Source organism: Pseudomonas sp. EB271-G4-1 (assembly GCF_058791355.1).
The window spans coordinates 11,072-28,951 of the sequence record NZ_JBYTEO010000025.1 but is presented as its reverse complement, the minus strand read 5'-3'; the positions used below and the strand labels follow the sequence as shown (position 1 = coordinate 28,951).

Genomic DNA, 17,880 nt, shown 5'->3' with positions numbered 1-17,880 from the left:
CCGCGAAGGCCGCACCTCGGTCTCAGCGGTCAGGTGCAATCTCGCGGCACAACTTGGCCGTCGCCTCGACCATCTGCCCGCTCGGCCGCTCCAGGCCCTTGTCCGTAACCAGCCGCAACTGCCCCTGCCGCACCGCCGCCACCTGCGGCCACGCCTTCCACGCATCAAGTTGCGCCTGATCACCGGCCAGAATCACCTCGGGATCGCGCTGCAGGACCGCTTCGACACTGATCTGCGGCGCCGGGAGTGCCTGGTCGCCGAAGACGTTTTGCGCCCCACAGACTTCAAGCGCAGCGCTGATGATCTGCCCTCCGCCCACGGTGTATAGCGGCTTATCCCAGACTTGATAGAACACACGCAACGGATGCTCCCGCCGATAGCGTTGACGCAGCTGCGCCAGGCGTTGACGCAATTCGCTGGCCAATACCGCCCCACGCTCAGGCCGCCCGAGTTGCGAGGCAATGGCTTCGATCTGTGCGGTGAGTTGCGCGAAATCATGTGGTTCAGCGACGTAGGTCGGGATGTTCAAGCGCTTGAGTTGTTCACGCTGGGCCGGGCCGACACTGCCAGGCCAGAGCAGCAACAAATCAGGCTTGAGGCTGAGCAAACGCTCCATGTCCAGCTGACCGTAGCGCCCCACGGAGGGCAAATCCTTGAGTTCGGCGGGACGCTCACCGGCATCCAGCACGCCGACCAGCAAGTCGGCCGAACCCAGTTCGACGACCATCTCAGTGAGGGACGGAGCGAGGCTGACAACCCGCTCCACCGCCATGGCCGAGCCGCTGATCACCAGCAGCAAAACCGCCAGCCAGACAGGGCGCATCAACCGAGCTGACGTGGAATTCGGTAGAGGTAGAACAGCACCGCGGTCGACAGCGCCAGCAGCATCAGCGGCACCGCTTCGAGACCGACAAACACCGCCAATGCACCGATCCAGGCCGGCAAGCCAGCCGCGAGGAACGCCGTGCGCCGCTTGGCCGCCAAACGGATCCATGCATCAGGCTCTTCAGGGGTATCGAGGGCTTTCTGGGTGGCGATCAACGCATGTTTATAGCCGCCAAAAAACTTCAGGCTGACAAACATCGAGGCGACACCGGCGATGAACAACGGCATTGCCAGCACCGGCAGTATGGCTTCACCCTGGCCGAACACTGCGTTGATCACGAACAGCGGCAACAAGGCCAACGCCAGGTATTGCCACCAATTGACGGACAGCCGCCGCCGTACCTGGCCGCGGGTCACGCCCGGTCTACCTCGCCCTGATGTTCATTGCCCATCATATGGTCGAGTTTGCTGGCCTTGGTTGCCAGGTAGAGTTTGTTGTGCGGATTGTGACCCGTGTGCAGCGGCACGCGCTCGGCAACCGCGATGCCCATGTCGGTCAAGGCTTTGACCTTGCGTGGGTTGTTGGTCATCAGGCGCAGGGATTTCACCCCCAGGTGCTCAAGCATCGGCAGGCACATGGCGTAATCGCGCTGGTCGGCGGCAAAGCCCAGGCGCTCGTTGGCCTCAACGGTGTCGGCACCGCCGTCCTGCAGCTCATAGGCGCGGATCTTGTTCAGCAGGCCAATGCCACGGCCTTCCTGGCGCAAATACAGCAATACGCCCCGACCTTCACGAGCGATGGCCTGCAGCGCAGCCTCAAGTTGCGAGCCGCAGTCGCAACGCTGGCTGAACAAGGCGTCGCCCGTCAGGCACTCGGAGTGCAACCGACCGAGTACCGGGGCACCATCGGCGATCTCACCCAGGCTCAGCACGACGTGCTCGCGGCCGGTGGCCTCATCGAGAAAGCCGTGCATGATGAATTGCGCAAAAGGCGTTGGCAGCTTGGAAGCGGCGACAAAAACGACAGGCACCGGTGTGCTCCTGATCTAAAAGTCTGAAGATTCGCAGGCCGGCATTGTAACAGCAGGTTCCAACCGACGCTTAGGCTGAATTATCGGCCATAACTATCAAAAAGTTTGATCTCTGTAGAAGCTGCCGCAGGCTGCGATCTTTTGATTTTGTATTTTAAGATCAAAAGATCGCAGCCTGCGGCAGCTCCTACAGGTTATTCCTCATCGAACGGGTAGGGTTGCTTCCAGCGTTCGAAGATCGGTCTGAGCTCGCCGCTTTTAACCAACTGCGCCATGCGTTGGTCGAACAACGCCATCAGGCTGCGGGCCGCCGGGGTCTTGGCAAAGCACAGGTACAACGGTAATTCGGCGATATGCGTGCGGCGAAACTGCGAAGGATCCTTCGCCCGACTGAGCACCCAATCGACTTCGGTCAGTGCGTCTATGTAGAAGTCGGCGCGGTTCTGCGTCAGCATCGAAACGATGCCGGTACGACGTAGTACTTCGTTGTAGCGGCGGACATTAGGCAGATAATGTTGATAATCGTAGCCACGCACCCACGCCAGACGGTAATTACCCAGGGTTTGCGGGGTCGGTTGCGGGCTGCTGGCCAGGCCCAGGGCGTAGATATGGTCGGTATCGAAGTTCCAGTGCGGATAAAGCACATCGCTGGATTCTTCATGGTAGGAACCGACACATGCATCGACTTCACCCCGCTCGGCCAGTCCCATCGAGCGCACATAGGGTTCGCTGCGGATGTCCAGCTTGACCCCCGCCGGCTCGAAGACTTTGCGCAACACGTCCCAGCCGAGGCCGTGGCCGTCGGCAGCGGTATAGTCTTCCCAGTCTTCGCTGGCCAGATGAATCACGGACGGCGCGGTGATTGCCTCCTCCGCCTGGACCAGCGCACCGAACAGCACCATCACCATCGCTACCCACCAGCGTCGAGCCATCCCTAGTTCTCCCAATTAATCCCTCAGGCGAAAATCCATACCAGCCCCTGCATCGCCAACCACGCAAACACTCCAGCCAACACGTCATCGAGCATGATGCCAACGCCTCCGTGCACATGCCGGTCAACCCAGTGAATCGGCCACGGCTTGAGGATGTCGAAGAAGCGAAACATCAAAAATCCTGCCAGCAGCCACTGCCAACCTTCCGGCACCAGCCACAGGGTGATCCACATTCCGACCATCTCGTCCCAGACGATACCTTCGTGGTCGTGTACCCGTAAATCATCGGCCACCTTGCCGCACAGCCAGAAGCCGAACAGCATGGTAATGCCCAGCATCAACCAGTAGCCCCAGTCGGGCAACATCTGCCATAGCGGGATAAAGGGTAGCGCAACCAGCGACCCCCAGGTGCCCGGAGCCTTTGGCAAGGTGCCGGAGCCAAAGCCAAACGCCAGGAAATGCCAGGGATTGCGCCAGACCGATGGCGGTACGAACTCCGCCGGAACCTGATTGGGGTGATCTGTCACGGTGTCTCCCGAAAATGTTGGTAGCCCCGGGTTTGCGGGGTGATGTCCTTGCCGTCGGCGTCCAGCAGCGTCACGCCCTGCCCTGCTACCACCCGCCCGACCACATGGATCGGCCAGCCGTCGGCCAGCAACAGCGGCAATTCGACAGACGGTAAGGTGAAAGCCAGTACGTAGTCGTCGCCGCCACTCAGGGCCGCAACCTGTGCGTGCGCCAGTCCAAGAAAATCGACCAGGCTTTGCGACAGCGGCAAGCGATCCCGCTCGACTTCGATGCCGACCTTCGAGGCCAGCGCGATATGCCCGCAATCAGCGAGCAGACCATCGGAGATATCCATGGCCGAAGTGGCCTTGCCACGCAGCGCCTGCCCCAATCCAAGCTGCGGTTGCGGCGACCAGTAATGCGCCAGCAGCGGCTCGGCAATGCGCGCTTGGGCCGTGCGCTGGCCGAGCACCAATGGCAAGGCACCGGCGGCATTGCCAAGGTCGCCGCCCACACACAGCAGGTCGCCCGGCCGCGCACCGCTGCGGGTCAGGGCCAAACCGCCCGGCACGCGCCCGAACACCGTCATGGTCAGGCTCAGCGGCCCGCGGGTGGTATCGCCGCCCACCAGCGCCACGCCGCAGCTCGAAGCCATAAGGTTCAAACCACGGGCATAGGCCTGCAACCAATCGGCGGTCACCGTCGGCAAAGTCAGGGCAAGGGTAAAGGCAACGGGCGTGGCGCCCATGGCAGCCAAGTCGCTCACCGCCACGGCCAGCGAGCGCTGACCGAGCAGGAATGGATCGCAGGGGTCGGCGAAATGTACGCCGGCCACCAGGGTATCGGTAGAAATCGCCAACTGCTCCCCGGGAGGGACAGCCAGCAAGGCGCAGTCATCGCCAATTCCGAGGGCAACGCCTTCGCCGCCCTGCGCACAGGGCGCGGCGGCGAAGAAATTGCGGATCAGCTCAAACTCGCCCATGGCTTCGTGTCGACATTCCAAGCGCCAATCAGCGCTTGAACGCCTTCACTTCAGCTTCACGCAGACGCGGGGCCAGCTTGTCGAGCACACCGTTGACGAACTTGTGGCCATCGGTAGAACCGAAGACCTTGGCCAGTTCGATGCCTTCGTTGATCACAACGCGATACGGTACGTCGACGCGCTTGAGCAACTCCCAGGTGGACAGACGCAGAACCGCCAGTTCAACCGGGTCCAGCTCTTCGATGGTCAAGTCCAGGCAAGGCTTGAGCGCGGTGTCGATTTCGGTCTTGAACTGCGGAACCCCGTGCAGGATTTCGCGGAAATACGCACCATCGACATCGGTGAAATCGTTATCGACCCGGAACTGCGCTTCGATCTCGTTCAGCGATTGCTTGGCCATGTGCCATTGGTACAGCGCCTGAGTCGCGAGCTGACGGGCTTCGCGACGCTTGACGCTTTTCGATGGCTTGCCAGCATCCGCAGGTTTTGGATCGCGCGGGTTGAAACGATCGCTTTCGTCGCTAATCACTTGGCCTCCAACTGCGCCAGCAGGCTGACCATTTCCAGAGCGGACAGGGCAGCTTCGGCACCTTTGTTCCCGGCCTTGGTGCCGGAACGTTCAATGGCTTGCTCGATGGAATCGACGGTCAGGACGCCGAAAGCGACCGGTACGCCGAACTCCATGGACACCTGGGCCAGGCCCTTGGTGCACTCGCCAGCCACGTATTCGAAGTGCGGAGTACCGCCACGAATGACCGCGCCCAGGGCGATGATTGCCGCGAACTCGCCCTTCTGAGCGACTTTCTGCGCAACCAGCGGAATTTCGAAGGCGCCAGGGGCGCGGATGATGGTGATGTCGCTTTCGCTCACGCCATGGCGAACCAGGGCATCAACAGCACCGCTGACCAGGCTTTCAACGACGAAACTGTTGAAACGGCCTACTACCAAAGCATAGCGGCCTTTAGGGGCGATGAAGGTACCTTCGATGGTCTTCAGGGTCATTCGATAGATCTCTTAAAGAGCCGGGACGCGTCTCGTACGCGCCCCTCAGTGATATTTGAACCGCGAATTCAAGGCCGGAAACAACCGGTCATTATTCGGAGGGCACGTATTCTACAACTTCCAGATCGAAACCGGATATCGCATTAAACTTCATCGGTGCCGACATCAAGCGCATTTTGCGTACGCCGAGGTCGCGCAGGATCTGCGAACCGGCTCCCACGGTGCTGTAGGTGGTCGGTTTTTTCACCGCCGCGTGGTCTGCGGTTTCGCGGATATGCGCCAGTAACACGTCGCCATCGAGCGGGTGTCCGAGCAACAGCACCACGCCGCTGCCGGCCTCGGCAACCGCGGACATGGCGGCGCGCAGGCTCCAGCGGCCCGGCTGCTTGACCATCAGCAGGTCGCGCAGCGGGTCCATATTGTGCACGCGCACCAGGGTCGGTTCTTCGGCGCAGACATTGCCCAAGGTCAGGGCCATGTGCACGTCACCTTCCACGGAATCACGATAGGTCACCAGGTTGAATTGGCCCAGTTCGCTGTCCAGAGGCTGCTCGGCAATCCGCTGAACGGTACGTTCGTGGATCATCCGGTAGTGAATCAGGTCGGCGATGGTGCCGATCTTGATATTGTGTTCAGCCGCAAAGGCTTCCAGTTCGGCACGACGGGACATGGTGCCGTCGTCGTTCATCACTTCGCAGATCACCCCGCTCGGCTCGAAACCGGCCATGCGCGCCAGATCGCACGCGGCTTCAGTGTGGCCGGCGCGGGCCAGGGTGCCGCCGGCCTGGGCCATCAGCGGGAAAATGTGGCCGGGGCTGACGATGTCTTCAGCCTTGGCATCACGGGCGGCAGCCGCTTGCACGGTGCGCGCACGGTCGGCGGCAGAGATGCCGGTGGTGACGCCTGTGGCCGCTTCGATCGATACGGTGAACTTGGTGCCGAAACCGGAGCCGTTGCGTGGGGCCATCAGTGGCAGCTTGAGCAGTTCACAGCGCTCGCGGGTCATCGGCATGCAGATCAGGCCACGGGCGTGCTTGGCCATGAAGTTGATGTGTTCGGCCTGACAGCACTCGGCGGCCATGATCAGGTCGCCTTCGTTCTCGCGGTCTTCGTCATCCATGAGGATGACCATCTTGCCTTGGCGGATGTCTTCAACCAGTTCTTCGATGCTATTGAGCGCCACAAGGCACCCCCATTCTTTTAGAAATTGAGTTTCAGGATTTGAGGTAGCCGTTGGCGGCGAGAAAGCTTTCGGTAATGTTGCTGCCGGTAGTTGGCTCAGCGGCCTTGTCGCCCAGCAGCAGACGCTCCAGGTAACGGGCCAGCAAGTCCACTTCCAGGTTCACCCGGCGGCCTGGCTGGTAAGACGCCATGATGGTTTCGCTCAGGGTGTGCGGAATGATCGTCAGCAGGAACTCGGCGCCATCGACCGCATTCACGGTCAGGCTGGTGCCGTCGACGGTGATCGAGCCTTTATGGGCGATGTACTTGGCCAGGTCCTTCGGCGCGCGGATGCGGAACTCCACGGCACGCGCGTTCTCGGTACGGGCAACGACTTCGCCCACGCCGTCGACGTGGCCACTGACCAGGTGCCCGCCCAGGCGTGTAGTCGGAGTCAGGGCTTTTTCCAGATTGACCGGGCTGCCGCTCTTGAGGTCATTCATGGCGGTGCAGTCGAGGGTTTCACGACTGACGTCAGCCGCAAAACCATTGCCCGGCAGTTCAACGGCGGTCAGGCACACGCCGTTGACCGCGATGCTGTCGCCCAGTTTGACGTCGCTCAGGTCGAGCTTGCCGGTTTCTACATGCACCCGCACATCTCCGCCTTTTGGGGTCAATGCACGAATACTGCCGATGGATTCGATGATGCCGGTGAACATGGGGTTCTCCTCGAGAACAGAGCCAGCGCTATAGCGATGGCCGGAAATTATACGCTCGCTGCCGGTGAAGGAATGGCGGTGACTCGCCAGTCATCGCCCACCGCGCGAATTTCGGTGATTTTGAGCTCGGGTGCATCCTTCATCTGCGCGAGCGGCCAGTCCAGCAGCGGTCGTGCCGAAGAGCCCAAGAACTTGCCGGCAATGAAAATCTGGAACTCATCCACCAAACCGAGTTGAGCGAAAGCACCGGCCAGCCGTGGACCGGCCTCTACCAGCACCTCGTTGACGCCACGGTGGGCGAGTTCGACCAGTAGCTGGCGCAGATCGACCTGACCATCATAGCCAGGCACGATCAAGCATTCCGGACCATTGGCGTATTGCTCTTCCACCGCTACACAGGTGGCGACCAGCGCCGGGCCGGCCTTGAAGAACGGGGCATCCAACGGTACGCGCAGACGCCCGTCGACCAGTACGCGTAGCGGCGGACGGCTCATGACCAAAGCGGTTTGATCGGCATCCAGGCCCAGCTCATTGGCGCGCACGGTCAAGCGGGCGTTGTCTGCCAGCACGGTGTCGGCACCGGTCAGCACCACACTGGCCTGGGCACGCAGGCGTTGTACCGCCGAACGTGCCGCGGGCCCGGTGATCCATTGGCTTTCGCCGCTTTCCATCGCCGTGCGACCGTCCAGGCTCATGGCCAACTTGACCCGCACGAACGGCAAGCCATGTTCCATGCGCTTGAGGAAGCCCTGATTGAGCTTGCGCGCCTCACCTTCCAGCACACCGCTTTCAGTGGCGATGCCGGCCTGGGCCAGGCGTTGCAGGCCACGTCCGGCCACTTCCGGGTTCGGGTCCTGCATCGCCGCCACGACCCGCGCCACACCGGCGTTCACCAACGCATCGGCGCACGGAGGCGTGCGACCGTGGTGACTGCAGGGTTCGAGGGTCACGTAGGCGGTGGCGCCACGGGCCAGCTCACCGGCGGCACGCAAGGCGTGGACTTCGGCGTGGGGTTCACCGGCGCGCTCGTGCCAGCCTTCGCCGACGATCTGCCCGTCACGCACGATCACGCAGCCGACCCTCGGGTTGGGGTGTGTCGTGTAATGCCCTTTGCGCGCGAGTTCCAGCGCGCGGGCCATGTAATGGGCGTCGAGGATGGCAAGTTCTGCTGGCGTGGTCATTCTTTCACCGGTTCCCGGGCCAGGCGATCGATTTCTTCGCGGAACTCATTGAGGTCCTGGAAGCGGCGATACACCGAGGCGAAGCGGATGTAGGCGACTTCGTCGAGCTTTTGCAGCTCGGCCATCACCAGCTCACCGACCACGAGGGACTTGACCTCGCGTTCGCCAGTGGCGCGCAGTTTGTGTTTGATGTGCACCAGCGACGATTCGAGGCGCTCGACACTCACCGGGCGCTTCTCCAACGCACGCTGCATGCCGGCGCGGAGTTTTTCTTCGTCGAACGGCTGGCGACTGCCGTCGGTTTTGATCAGGCGCGGCAACACCAGTTCAGCGGTTTCGAACGTCGTGAAACGTTCGCCGCAGGCCAGGCATTCGCGCCGGCGGCGTACCTGTTCGCCCTCGGCGACCAGACGCGAGTCGATGACCTTGGTGTCGTTGGCACCGCAGAAGGGACAGTGCATGGTGGCAGGCAACAAAAAAAGGGAGGGCCATGGTAGCGCATCCGGGTGGCAAGACAAGACATAGGGTTTGCGGTATACAGACGGGATGATCACTGGATCCATGGATTTCACCCTTCCGGAGCTGCCAATGCCGTTACGACCGCTCGTTTTGCTCAGCCTTTTCAGCCTGTTGGTGGCTTGCAGCAGCGATGCCCCCCAGCCGCCAACGCCTGGCCCGGCGCCACAACAAGCGCAGAAAAAAGCCCGAGAGTCGGCCAACCTCGGGCCTTTGCCGGCCCATCAACGTGAATTGAGCGGCACCCTGCAAGGCATCCCGGATGGCGCCGAAGTCGAGCTGGCCCTGCTGGTGATCGACGACAAGGACCGTCCGCAACAATTGCTCGCCAGTTCCAACCTGATCGGCACCAACCAGGCATTGCCGTTTCATCTGCGCTTCAATCCAGAATCGTTCCCGGCCGGTGCCCGCGTTGAACTGCGCGGCCGCGCCAGCCAGTCCGGCCAACTGATCCTGCACCTGCCGTCACAGCGGATCTATCAGCCGACCACCCAGGCGCTGGGCCAGCTGCAATTTGTCAAAGCGCCATGAAGACGCCGCTGGACCTGCAACAGGCGTTGGGTGAATTGCTCGGCGATGCGCGACTGGTCGCCTGCGGGCTGCCGGAGACTGATCTGAAGCTGTGGCTGATCGATGGCGACAACATGGACCGCGCCTTCAGCCCGGAAGAGACCCGCCGCATTCTGCATGAGCCGCCGTACTGGAGTTTTTGCTGGGCCAGCGGTCTGGCCGTGGCTCGGTATCTGGCGCAGAACCGGCATTGGGTCGAAGGCAAAAGGGTGTTGGATTTCGGTGCCGGCTCCGGGGTCGCGGGGATTGCCGCGGTCAAGGCGGGGGCGCTGGAAGTAGTGGCCTGCGACCTTGACCCGCTGGCGATTGCCGCCTGTCGGGCGAATGCCGAACTCAATGACGTAGCGCTCACTTACTCGACGGACTTTTTCGCCGAAGACGACCGTTTTGACCTGATCCTGGTGGCGGATGTGCTGTACGACCGGGCGAATTTGCCGCTGCTCGATGAGTTCCTCAGTCGTGGCCGCGAAGCGCTGGTGGCGGACTCGCGGGTGCGCGATTTTCGTCATCCGCTGTACCGGCGCATCGAAATGCTGGAGGCCATGACCTTGCCGGACCTGTGTGAACCCGAAGAGTTTCGGCATGTGAGCCTCTACCACGCAAACCGTTAAAAGATCGCAGCCTTCGGCAGCTCCTACATTGACCGTGTGTAAACCCGATCCTGTAGGAGCTGCCGAAGGCTGCGATCTTTTGCGCCAGCCCTTATAGTGAGCACATTCACGCTTCCAAGAGATCCCCCATGAGTCAGCAAACGCCGTACATCTTCGACGCCACGACTGCCGATTTCGACCAGTCGGTGATCGAGAACTCCTTTCACAAACCGGTGCTGGTGGATTTCTGGGCCGAATGGTGTGCCCCCTGCAAGGTCCTGATGCCGATGCTGCAGACCATTGCCGAGAGCTATCAGGGCGAACTGCTGCTGGCCAAGGTCAACTGCGACCTCGAACAGGACATCGTCGCCCGCTTCGGTATTCGTAGCCTGCCGACCGTGGTGCTGTTCAAGGATGGCCAGCCGGTCGATGGTTTTGCCGGTGCGCAGCCGGAGTCGGCCGTGCGGGCGCTGCTCGAGCCCCATGTACAAATGCCGCCACCGGCGGCCGCCGATCCGTTCGAACAGGCCCAGGCCTTGTTCGATGACAGCCGCTTCGCCGATGCGGAAGCCCTGCTGAAAGTGCTGCTGGGCGAAGACAACACCAATGCCAAGGCGCTGATTCTTTACGCCCGCTGCCTCACCGAGCGCGGTGAGCTGGGCGAGGCGCAAGCCGTACTCGACGCGGTCAAGAGCGATGAGCACAAGGCCGCCCTGGCCGGCGCCAAGGCGCAGATCAAGTTCCTCGGCCAGGCCAAGGATTTGCCGGATGCCGCCGACCTTAAAGCGCGCCTGGCAAAAAACCCACAGGACGATGAAGCGGTCTACCAGTTGGCCGTGCAACAACTGGCGCGCCAGCAGTACGACGCGGCGCTGGATGGCCTGCTCAAGTTGTTCATCCGCAACCGCAGCTACAGCGAAGGTTTGCCGCACAAGACCTTGCTGCAGGTGTTCGAACTGCTGGGTAACGATCATCCGTTAGTGACGACCTACCGCCGCAAGCTCTTTGCTGCACTGTATTAACAGCCCCGTCCTGTAGGAGCGAGCATGCTCGCGATGGACGTCAACGATGACGCGTGCTGTCTGTAGAAACGCGCCAAGCATTACGTCCATCGCGAGCATGCTCGCTCCTACAGCCAGCGATAAATCGGCGTATCGCCGCCGCTCTCGACTTTTACATCCGCACTATGACGCAAGCGCACCAACAGGCGCTTGCCCGCCGCCGCACTGCCGGCCAGCCCTTCCAGTTGATCGAGCAAGTCCGGCCCGCTCAATTGCCCGGCCTTGCGCAGCAAATCCCTGGCAACCTGCCACAGCGCATCGTCTTGATTCAGCGGTTTCGCCGCTGGTGCACTGACTTCGGTTTTTTCTACCTGCAGTTGCGCCCCCAGCCGCGCCCAATCGGCGTCATCCATCTCCAGCGTCAAATCCACCGGCCAGTCGCCGATGTTTCCGCGAATTCGCAACATGAGTCAGCTCCCGAACATTTCTTCATGCCCATGCTCCCATGGGGCTTGTGCAACGCCAAGCTGGCAGTCACAATCCGCGCACAAACGTTATAAGATTACATAACATTTTTTTCATCTTGTCTTTCGGAGACTCGCCATGCGCCGCCTGCTTCTCGCCCTGCCGTTTGCCATGTTGCCGCTGGCTGTGGCCCATGCCGCCGACGAACATGATCACGACCATGAGCACGGCAGCCTTGGCGCCCACGAGCACGGCGTCGGGCGCCTGAACGCGGTGCTGGACGGCCAGACCCTGGAGCTGGAGCTGGAAAGTCCGGCGATGAATCTGGTGGGATTCGAGCATGCCGCCGCCACCGACGCTGACAAGGCCAAGGTCGCCGCAGTCCGCAGTCAGCTTGAAAAACCCTTGACGCTGTTCAACCTGCCGACAGCAGCCGGTTGTGGGGTGGCTTCTCAGAAACTGCAAAGCCCCCTCTTCGGTGACAAGCCGGACGCCGACGACGATCACGACAAAGATGCCAAGGACGAGCATCACCACGATCACAGCGAAATCCACGCCCGCTACCAGTTCACCTGCACTACACCCGCTGCGCTGAAAAACCTGGACCTGGCGAATATCTTCAACACATTCCCGGCGACCCAGAAAATTCAGGTACAACTGATCGGCCCGAGCGGGCAGCAAGGGGTTGAAGTGACGGCAAAGGCTGCCGCCCTCAAATTCTGAATTCACTGCAAAACCAATGTGGGAGCGGGCTTGCTCGCGAAGGCAGTGTGTCATGCAACATAGAAGTCGACTGACACTCCCCCCTTCGCGAGCAAGCCCGCTCCCACAGGTTAATCAACATTCATGAAATCGGCGCCATGACCCAAGCACTCATCGAACTGTCCGACCTGGGCTTCAGCTGGCCCGGTCATCCGCCATTGCTGGATATCCCGGCGTTTCGCCTGGAACCGGGGGAAACCCTGTTCCTCAAGGGCCCCAGCGGCAGCGGCAAGACCACCCTGCTCGGCCTGCTCGGCGGTGTGCAAAAGCCCGATCGCGGCAGCATTCGCCTGCTCGGCCAAGAGCTGACGGCACTCTCTGCCGGCGCCCGCGATCACTTTCGCGTCGATCACACCGGCTACATTTTCCAGCAGTTCAACCTGCTGCCGTTTCTGTCAGTGCGCGAGAACGTCGAACTGCCCTGCCACTTCTCCAAACTGCGCGCCGAGCGGGCAAAACAGCGCCACGGCAGCATCGATCAGGCCGCCGCCACCCTGCTCGCGCATTTGGGTTTGAAGGACGACAACATCCTCGCTCGCCGCGCCGACTCCCTGTCCATCGGCCAGCAACAACGAGTGGCCGCCGCGCGCGCGCTGATCGGTCAACCGGAACTGGTGATCGCCGATGAGCCGACCTCGGCCCTCGACTACGACGCCCGGGAGAACTTCATTCGCCTGCTGTTCGCCGAATGCCGCGAAGCCGGGTCGAGCCTGTTGTTCGTCAGCCATGACCAGAGCCTGGCGCCGCTGTTCGACCGCCACCTGTCGCTGGCCGAACTCAATCGCGCCGCCACGTCTTTCGAGGTTTGAGATGTATCTGTTTCGTCTAGCCATGGCCAGCCTGTCAAACCGCCGTTTCACCGCGATCCTCACCGCGTTCGCCATTGCCCTGTCGGTGTGCCTGCTGCTGGCTGTGGAACGGGTGCGCACCGAGGCCAAGGCCAGTTTCGCCAGCACCATCAGCGGCACCGACCTGATCGTCGGCGCACGTTCCGGCTCGGTCAACCTGCTGCTGTACTCAGTGTTCCGCATCGGCAACGCCACCAACAATATCCGCTGGGACAGCTTCGAACACTTCGCCAACAACCCGAAAGTGAAGTGGGCCATCCCGATGTCACTCGGCGACTCCCATCGCGGTTATCGGGTGATGGGCACCACCGAGGCGTACTTCGAACACTACCAGTACGGCCGCCAGCAACACCTGGAACTGGCCGATGGCCGTGCCTTCGCCACCGATCCGTTCGAAGTGGTGCTCGGTGCCGAAGTGGCCGACGCATTGCACTACAAACTCGGCGACAAGCTGGTGCTGGCCCACGGTGTGGCCGTGATCAGCCTGGTCAAGCATGACGACAAGCCCTTCACCGTGGTCGGCATTCTCAAGCGTACTGGCACCCCGGTGGACCGCACACTGCACATCAGCCTCGGCGGTATGGAGGCCATTCACGTTGATTGGCACAACGGTGTGCCGGCCCGGGGCAACGGGCGGATCAGCGCCGATCAGGCGCGCAACATGGACCTGACGCCCCAAGCGATCACCGCATTCATGCTCGGCCTGAACAGCAAGATTTCAACCTTTGCCTTGCAGCGCGAAATCAACGAATTCCGCGGCGAACCGATGCTGGCGATCTTGCCGGGCGTTGCGCTGCAAGAGTTGTGGAGCTTGATGAGCACCGCGGAAAAAGCCTTGTTCGTGGTGTCGCTGTTCGTGGTGTTGACCGGGTTGATCGGCATGCTCACGGCGATTCTTACCAGCCTCAACGAACGCCGCCGGGAGATGGCGATCCTGCGTTCGGTAGGTGCGCGACCTTGGCATGTCGCGACGCTGCTGGTACTGGAAGCGTTTGCCTTGGCGCTGGCCGGTGTGGTTGCCGGCGTGGCGCTGCTTTACATCGGCATCGCTGCGGCACAGGGTTACGTGCAAGCCAATTACGGCCTGTTTCTGCCACTGGCATGGCCAAGTGAATATGAATGGACGCTACTCGGTGGCATCCTGATCGCTGCGTTGCTGATGGGCAGCGTGCCTGCCTGGCGCGCCTATCGCCAATCCCTGGCCGATGGCCTGTCGATTCGTTTATGAGGATGTTGAAATGCCCCGCGCTGTCTTTGCGCTGTTGATGCTGGTCGCCCTGCCATTGTGGGCGGCTGCGCCGAAAGAGCTGACCTGGTCGGAAATGATCCCGCCGGATGCGGCCGCGGAAGTGCCGAACATGACGCCGCTGCATGACCTGTCGAAGATGAGCGATGCACTGGCTGCCGAATCGGCACCGGCCGCGAAGCAGGACATGCCCAACGCGCCGGTGGTCAAGGCCCTCGACGGGCAGAACATTCGCTTGCCGGGCTACATCGTGCCGCTGGAAGTGAGTGAAGAAGGTCGCACCACGGAGTTTCTGCTGGTGCCGTATTTCGGCGCCTGTATTCACGTACCGCCACCGCCGTCGAACCAGATCGTGCATGTCAAAAGCGAAGTGGGCGTGAAGCTCGACGAGCTGTATCAGCCGTACTGGATCGAAGGTGCGTTGCAGGTAAAAGCGTCCACCAGCGAGTTGGCGGATGCCGGTTACCAGATGGAGGCGGACAAGATTTACCTGTATGAATTGCCATAGGCGCGAGGCTTGCCCGCGAAGAGGCCCTCACAGGTTCCCCAAAAAACAATCTCATCCCACTTTCATTGAGCTGCATCAAAAGACCAAATCGTTAGCCGACTTACCATTGGACATCGAACATTTTTAACGTCCTCTGGAGCCCCCATGAACAAGTCCTTGCTCGGCGCCTCGCTGTTTGCCCTCGCGCTCGCGGCCCCGCTCGCCCACGCTCACGAAAAAGGCGACATCCTCTTGCGTGCAGGCGCGATCACCGTCGATCCGAATACCGACAGTTCCAGCGTCAAGGTCGATCAGGGCCCATTGAGCGGTGCCGACCTGGGCGGCGAGGCGACGCTGAGCAGCGACACACAACTGGGCCTTAACTTCGCCTATATGATCACCGATCACCTTGGCATCGAATTGCTGGCGGCCACGCCGTTCGAGCATGACGTAAAACTCAAGGGCACTGCCCTGAGCGCAGCCAACGGCAAACTCGGCAGTTTTAATCAACTGCCGCCGACCTTGAGCCTGGTGTACTACCCGCTCGACCCCAAGTCCGCGTTCCAGCCCTATGTCGGTGCAGGCGTCAACTACACCTGGATGTATGACGAACACCTGAGCAGCGAAGCGCGCGCCAATGGTTTCAGCAACTTCAAGACCGAAAACTCCTGGGGCGTGGCCTGGCAGGTAGGTGCCGATTACATGCTGACTGACAACATCCTGTTCAACGCGCAGATGCGCTACATCGACATCGACACGCGTGCGACCGTGGAAAACAACGCCATCGCGCCGGGCACCCGGGCACGGGTGAACGTGGATGCGGATCCGTTTATCTACATGGTCGGCCTGGGTTACAAGTTCTAAACATTCACGTGGTGGTGATGATCGTTCCCCCGCTCAGCGTGGGATGCAGCCAGGGACGCTCCGCGTCCCAAGAGCAGACGCAGAGCGTCCATTGAGGCATTCCCAAGCAGAGCGTGAGAACGATCGGCAACAAAAAAGGCGCCTCAACCGGCGCCTTTTTCTATTGTCCCAGCAACCGCGCCAACCCGACACTCAACGGCGTCGGCTCGGGCGCTCTGAAGCGTTCCAGCAAACGCTGGTTGTTGGCCCGTGAATGACGAATATCGCCGGAGCGTGCCGGGGCGTAGCTCACCGGGGGCAGCTTGCCAACGACCACCTCGAGGGCTGCAAGCATTTGCTTGAGACTCGTCGCCTGGTTCCAGCCGACGTTTACCGCGCCGTCTTCCACCTGGGGTTTCTCGATAGCCTGCACCAGCAAATCGACCAGGTCTTCGACGTAGAGAAAATCCCGCGTTTGCTCACCGTCGCCAAACACGGTGATCGGCAGGCCTTTCTGTGCGCGCTCGCTGAAAATGCTGATCACCCCGGAATACGGCGAGGACGGATCCTGGCGCGGGCCGAAGATGTTGAAGAAGCGAAAAATCACCGGTTCCAGCCCATGCTCGCGCCGGTAGAAATCGAAGTATTGCTCGCTCGCCAGCTTGTCCGATGCGTAGGGCGTCAACGGTGCCTTGGGCGTGTCTTCACCGATCGACTCGCCTTCGCCATTGTTGCCATACACTGCGGCACTGGAGGCAAACAGCACGCGCTTGACCCCGGACTGGCGCATGGCTTCGCAGACATTCAGCGAGCCGATGAAGTTGCTCTGGTGGGTCTTCACCGGATCGTCCACGGACGCCTGTACCGATGCCACTGCCGCCAGGTGCGCCACGGCACCGCTACCGGCCACCGCTCGGGCGACCAGGGCGGCATCGGCCACGTCGCCGACAATCAGCTCGACCTTGGGATTGTCCAGCGGCAGGTTGCTGCGTTTACCGGAAGACAGATCATCGAGAATCCGAACCGAATAGCCCTTGGCGAGCAAGGCATCGGTGAGATGGGAGCCGATGAAACCGGCCCCTCCGGTAATCAAAACGGGGCGATCAGCCATGACGATAGAACCTGTCCAAAAGACCCGGAAGGGCCGCACGCCAGGCGCGTGGCTTGATTCCGAAGGTGTGCAGAATTTTCTTGCAGGCCAGTACCGCGTGCTGCGGTTCTTCGGCGGCGTCCGGTCGCGCGGCGTGAGCCTGGGCGGTCGGAGCTTCGACGGCCAGCGGATGCAGGGCGCGTGCTTCGGTGAGAATCGCCTGCCCCAAGGCTAGTGGCGTGGTCGCCTCATGCCCGGCGTAGTGGTAGGTGCCCCAAAGCGGCGCGCCACAGTCCAGTTGCTTGAGCACCGAAATGATCACGCGGGCCGCGTCGTCCACCGGTGTCGGATTGCCACGGCGATCGTCGGCCATCAACAGCTCCTGTGACTGCTCGGCGCGGCTGAGGAAGCGCCCGAGGGTGCCGTCGGGACTGTCATCGAGCAGCCAACCGAAACGCAACAGCACGTGTTGCGGGCAGGTGGCGCGCACGCTTTGTTCGATTCGCCACAACGCCTGGCCACGCAGGCCCAGCGGCTGCGGCTCGTCTTTTTCGCTGTAGGCTGTCGCCCGGGAGCCGTCGAACACGCGATAACTCGAGGGTTGCAGCAAGACGATGTTGTGATGCTGGCACAGTTCGGCCAGGCGCTCGATCGCCCGCTCCTGCCCGGCCAGGCGCTGTTCGCTGACCGCCTCCGCCTGGAACCAGTCAAAGTAGTAGGCGAGGTTGATCAACGCGTCCGGACGGGTGTCGTCGAGCAGTTGCGTCAGGCTCGCGGCATCCCAGCCGTCTTGAGGTGGGCGGGGGGCGAGGAAACCGATGTCTTCCTCCGCACCGAGGCGAATCAGCGCCTGCCCAAGGGCATTTCCGCCGCCCAGTAACATAAGGCGCATTCGCATAGAGTCAGCAGGCCCAGTCTGATTGGAACGATGGCTTAATCGACGGCGCCCGCGGGCAATGTCGTCGATAGTTGCCGGAATCGTTGCATTTTGCGGGTTTAGTGCGCAACCGTCATCCGTAAAGTGTAGATGTCCGGGATTTGTAGTGCAGCTACTGGCCTCTTCGCGAGCAGGCTCGCTCCCACAATGAAATTGTGTACACCGGCCCAATGTGGGAGCGAACC

23 protein-coding genes are annotated in these 17,880 nt (G+C 61.6%); 8 read left to right on the top strand and 15 right to left on the bottom strand.

Annotated elements, in window-relative coordinates; translation table 11 throughout:
• Nucleotides 1–22 precede the first annotated feature (22 nt).
• The 12 genes from AC3WWR_RS14420 to nrdR form a co-directional block, all read right to left on the bottom strand.
• A complete protein-coding gene (locus AC3WWR_RS14420) occupies nucleotides 23–823 on the bottom strand; it encodes a cobalamin-binding protein (protein WP_033044774.1) in 801 nt (266 codons plus the stop codon).
• Nucleotides 823–1,242, bottom strand: coding sequence for a hypothetical protein (locus tag AC3WWR_RS14415; protein WP_020796282.1), 420 nt, complete (start codon nucleotides 1,240–1,242; stop codon nucleotides 823–825). Before AC3WWR_RS14415 ends, AC3WWR_RS14420 begins: the two co-directional genes overlap by 1 nt.
• Nucleotides 1,239–1,856, bottom strand: a complete 618-nt coding sequence (gene ribA / locus AC3WWR_RS14410; protein WP_008059515.1) for a GTP cyclohydrolase II — start codon at nucleotides 1,854–1,856, stop codon at nucleotides 1,239–1,241. Before ribA ends, AC3WWR_RS14415 begins: the two co-directional genes overlap by 4 nt.
• 194 nt (nucleotides 1,857–2,050) lie before the next feature.
• The gene (locus AC3WWR_RS14405) at nucleotides 2,051–2,788 is read right to left on the bottom strand and encodes a substrate-binding periplasmic protein (protein WP_033044775.1); all 738 of its coding nucleotides are present in this window, start codon (nucleotides 2,786–2,788) and stop codon (nucleotides 2,051–2,053) included.
• A gap of 23 nt (nucleotides 2,789–2,811) precedes the next feature.
• Complete coding sequence (locus AC3WWR_RS14400; protein WP_020796280.1) at nucleotides 2,812–3,315, bottom strand: phosphatidylglycerophosphatase A family protein; 504 nt, start codon at nucleotides 3,313–3,315, stop codon at nucleotides 2,812–2,814.
• Nucleotides 3,312–4,277 (bottom strand): thiamine-phosphate kinase, encoded by a 966-nt coding sequence (gene thiL, locus AC3WWR_RS14395; protein WP_020796279.1) that lies wholly within the window; start codon nucleotides 4,275–4,277, stop codon nucleotides 3,312–3,314. Before thiL ends, AC3WWR_RS14400 begins: the two co-directional genes overlap by 4 nt.
• Before the next feature lie 28 nt (nucleotides 4,278–4,305).
• On the bottom strand, nucleotides 4,306–4,806 hold the full coding sequence (gene nusB / locus AC3WWR_RS14390; RefSeq protein ID WP_008000432.1) for a transcription antitermination factor NusB: 501 nt from the start codon (nucleotides 4,804–4,806) through the stop codon (nucleotides 4,306–4,308).
• Entirely contained in the window at nucleotides 4,803–5,279 is a 477-nt protein-coding gene (ribH, locus tag AC3WWR_RS14385) for a 6,7-dimethyl-8-ribityllumazine synthase (protein ID WP_003228649.1), read from the bottom strand. The genes nusB and ribH overlap by 4 nt, the downstream gene beginning before the upstream one ends.
• 91 nt (nucleotides 5,280–5,370) lie before the next feature.
• Entirely contained in the window at nucleotides 5,371–6,462 is a 1,092-nt protein-coding gene (ribBA, locus tag AC3WWR_RS14380; RefSeq protein ID WP_020796278.1) for a bifunctional 3,4-dihydroxy-2-butanone-4-phosphate synthase/GTP cyclohydrolase II, read from the bottom strand.
• A 31-nt stretch (nucleotides 6,463–6,493) separates the two neighbouring features.
• Nucleotides 6,494–7,159, bottom strand: a complete 666-nt coding sequence (locus tag AC3WWR_RS14375) for a riboflavin synthase (protein ID WP_020796277.1) — start codon at nucleotides 7,157–7,159, stop codon at nucleotides 6,494–6,496.
• A 47-nt stretch (nucleotides 7,160–7,206) separates the two neighbouring features.
• Nucleotides 7,207–8,340 carry a bifunctional diaminohydroxyphosphoribosylaminopyrimidine deaminase/5-amino-6-(5-phosphoribosylamino)uracil reductase RibD gene (ribD, locus tag AC3WWR_RS14370; protein ID WP_020796276.1) on the bottom strand — a complete coding sequence of 378 codons (1,134 nt, stop codon included), beginning with the start codon at nucleotides 8,338–8,340 and terminating at the stop codon, nucleotides 7,207–7,209.
• A complete protein-coding gene (nrdR, locus tag AC3WWR_RS14365; RefSeq protein ID WP_003228656.1) occupies nucleotides 8,337–8,801 on the bottom strand; it encodes a transcriptional regulator NrdR in 465 nt (154 codons plus the stop codon). The genes ribD and nrdR overlap by 4 nt, the downstream gene beginning before the upstream one ends.
• A 127-nt stretch (nucleotides 8,802–8,928) precedes the next feature.
• Here nrdR and AC3WWR_RS14360 point away from each other — a divergent pair, with 127 nt between their 5' ends.
• From AC3WWR_RS14360 to trxA, 3 genes are all read left to right on the top strand, one after another.
• A complete protein-coding gene (locus AC3WWR_RS14360; RefSeq protein ID WP_020796274.1) occupies nucleotides 8,929–9,387 on the top strand; it encodes a YbaY family lipoprotein in 459 nt (152 codons plus the stop codon).
• Complete coding sequence (locus tag AC3WWR_RS14355) at nucleotides 9,384–10,037, top strand: class I SAM-dependent methyltransferase (protein ID WP_033044777.1); 654 nt, start codon at nucleotides 9,384–9,386, stop codon at nucleotides 10,035–10,037. Before AC3WWR_RS14360 ends, AC3WWR_RS14355 begins: the two co-directional genes overlap by 4 nt.
• Nucleotides 10,038–10,165: 128 nt before the next feature.
• Entirely contained in the window at nucleotides 10,166–11,038 is an 873-nt protein-coding gene (gene trxA, locus AC3WWR_RS14350; RefSeq protein WP_008065763.1) for a thioredoxin, read from the top strand.
• Between the two features lie 107 nt (nucleotides 11,039–11,145).
• Here the strand turns inward: trxA and AC3WWR_RS14345 are convergent, their stop codons facing one another.
• The gene (locus tag AC3WWR_RS14345) at nucleotides 11,146–11,484 is read right to left on the bottom strand and encodes a hypothetical protein (protein ID WP_020796272.1); all 339 of its coding nucleotides are present in this window, start codon (nucleotides 11,482–11,484) and stop codon (nucleotides 11,146–11,148) included.
• Nucleotides 11,485–11,620: 136 nt separating this feature from the next.
• On the opposite strand from AC3WWR_RS14345, the gene AC3WWR_RS14340 reads away from it, so the two are divergent.
• The 5 genes from AC3WWR_RS14340 (at nucleotide 11,621) to AC3WWR_RS14320 (ending at nucleotide 15,689) form a co-directional block, all read left to right on the top strand.
• A complete protein-coding gene (locus AC3WWR_RS14340; RefSeq protein ID WP_033043468.1) occupies nucleotides 11,621–12,205 on the top strand; it encodes a DUF2796 domain-containing protein in 585 nt (194 codons plus the stop codon).
• Between the two features lie 137 nt (nucleotides 12,206–12,342).
• A complete protein-coding gene (locus AC3WWR_RS14335; protein WP_033043467.1) occupies nucleotides 12,343–13,053 on the top strand; it encodes an ABC transporter ATP-binding protein in 711 nt (236 codons plus the stop codon).
• 1 nt (nucleotide 13,054) lies between these two features.
• On the top strand, nucleotides 13,055–14,320 hold the full coding sequence (locus tag AC3WWR_RS14330; RefSeq protein WP_020796269.1) for an ABC transporter permease: 1,266 nt from the start codon (nucleotides 13,055–13,057) through the stop codon (nucleotides 14,318–14,320).
• A 10-nt stretch (nucleotides 14,321–14,330) separates the two neighbouring features.
• The gene (locus tag AC3WWR_RS14325; RefSeq protein WP_020796268.1) at nucleotides 14,331–14,846 is read left to right on the top strand and encodes a DUF3299 domain-containing protein; all 516 of its coding nucleotides are present in this window, start codon (nucleotides 14,331–14,333) and stop codon (nucleotides 14,844–14,846) included.
• 144 nt (nucleotides 14,847–14,990) lie between these two features.
• A complete protein-coding gene (locus tag AC3WWR_RS14320) occupies nucleotides 14,991–15,689 on the top strand; it encodes an OmpW/AlkL family protein (RefSeq protein ID WP_020796267.1) in 699 nt (232 codons plus the stop codon).
• 160 nt (nucleotides 15,690–15,849) lie between these two features.
• Here AC3WWR_RS14320 and AC3WWR_RS14315 read toward each other — a convergent pair whose 3' ends face one another.
• Both AC3WWR_RS14315 and AC3WWR_RS14310 read right to left on the bottom strand, forming a co-directional pair.
• Nucleotides 15,850–16,779: an NAD-dependent epimerase/dehydratase family protein gene (locus AC3WWR_RS14315; RefSeq protein ID WP_033043466.1), complete on the bottom strand. Its 930-nt coding sequence runs from the start codon at nucleotides 16,777–16,779 to the stop codon at nucleotides 15,850–15,852.
• Entirely contained in the window at nucleotides 16,772–17,656 is an 885-nt protein-coding gene (locus AC3WWR_RS14310; RefSeq protein ID WP_033043465.1) for a sugar nucleotide-binding protein, read from the bottom strand. The genes AC3WWR_RS14315 and AC3WWR_RS14310 overlap by 8 nt, the downstream gene beginning before the upstream one ends.
• Nucleotides 17,657–17,880: the final 224 nt, after the last annotated feature.

Coding starts and splice junctions, on each gene's coding strand:
- AC3WWR_RS14420 (WP_033044774.1), bottom strand. CDS start 823: ATGCGCCCTGTCTGGCTGGCGGTTTTGCTGCTGGTGATCAGCGGCTCG.
- AC3WWR_RS14405 (WP_033044775.1), bottom strand. CDS start 2,788: ATGGCTCGACGCTGGTGGGTAGCGATGGTGATGGTGCTGTTCGGTGCG.
- thiL (WP_020796279.1), bottom strand. CDS start 4,277: ATGGGCGAGTTTGAGCTGATCCGCAATTTCTTCGCCGCCGCGCCCTGT.
- ribH (WP_003228649.1), bottom strand. CDS start 5,279: ATGACCCTGAAGACCATCGAAGGTACCTTCATCGCCCCTAAAGGCCGC.
- AC3WWR_RS14375 (WP_020796277.1), bottom strand. CDS start 7,159: ATGTTCACCGGCATCATCGAATCCATCGGCAGTATTCGTGCATTGACC.
- ribD (WP_020796276.1), bottom strand. CDS start 8,340: ATGACCACGCCAGCAGAACTTGCCATCCTCGACGCCCATTACATGGCC.
- nrdR (WP_003228656.1), bottom strand. CDS start 8,801: ATGCACTGTCCCTTCTGCGGTGCCAACGACACCAAGGTCATCGACTCG.
- AC3WWR_RS14360 (WP_020796274.1), top strand. CDS start 8,929: ATGCCGTTACGACCGCTCGTTTTGCTCAGCCTTTTCAGCCTGTTGGTG.
- AC3WWR_RS14355 (WP_033044777.1), top strand. CDS start 9,384: ATGAAGACGCCGCTGGACCTGCAACAGGCGTTGGGTGAATTGCTCGGC.
- trxA (WP_008065763.1), top strand. CDS start 10,166: ATGAGTCAGCAAACGCCGTACATCTTCGACGCCACGACTGCCGATTTC.
- AC3WWR_RS14345 (WP_020796272.1), bottom strand. CDS start 11,484: ATGTTGCGAATTCGCGGAAACATCGGCGACTGGCCGGTGGATTTGACG.
- AC3WWR_RS14340 (WP_033043468.1), top strand. CDS start 11,621: ATGCGCCGCCTGCTTCTCGCCCTGCCGTTTGCCATGTTGCCGCTGGCT.
- AC3WWR_RS14335 (WP_033043467.1), top strand. CDS start 12,343: ATGACCCAAGCACTCATCGAACTGTCCGACCTGGGCTTCAGCTGGCCC.
- AC3WWR_RS14330 (WP_020796269.1), top strand. CDS start 13,055: ATGTATCTGTTTCGTCTAGCCATGGCCAGCCTGTCAAACCGCCGTTTC.
- AC3WWR_RS14325 (WP_020796268.1), top strand. CDS start 14,331: ATGCCCCGCGCTGTCTTTGCGCTGTTGATGCTGGTCGCCCTGCCATTG.
- AC3WWR_RS14320 (WP_020796267.1), top strand. CDS start 14,991: ATGAACAAGTCCTTGCTCGGCGCCTCGCTGTTTGCCCTCGCGCTCGCG.
- AC3WWR_RS14315 (WP_033043466.1), bottom strand. CDS start 16,779: ATGGCTGATCGCCCCGTTTTGATTACCGGAGGGGCCGGTTTCATCGGC.
- AC3WWR_RS14310 (WP_033043465.1), bottom strand. CDS start 17,656: ATGCGAATGCGCCTTATGTTACTGGGCGGCGGAAATGCCCTTGGGCAG.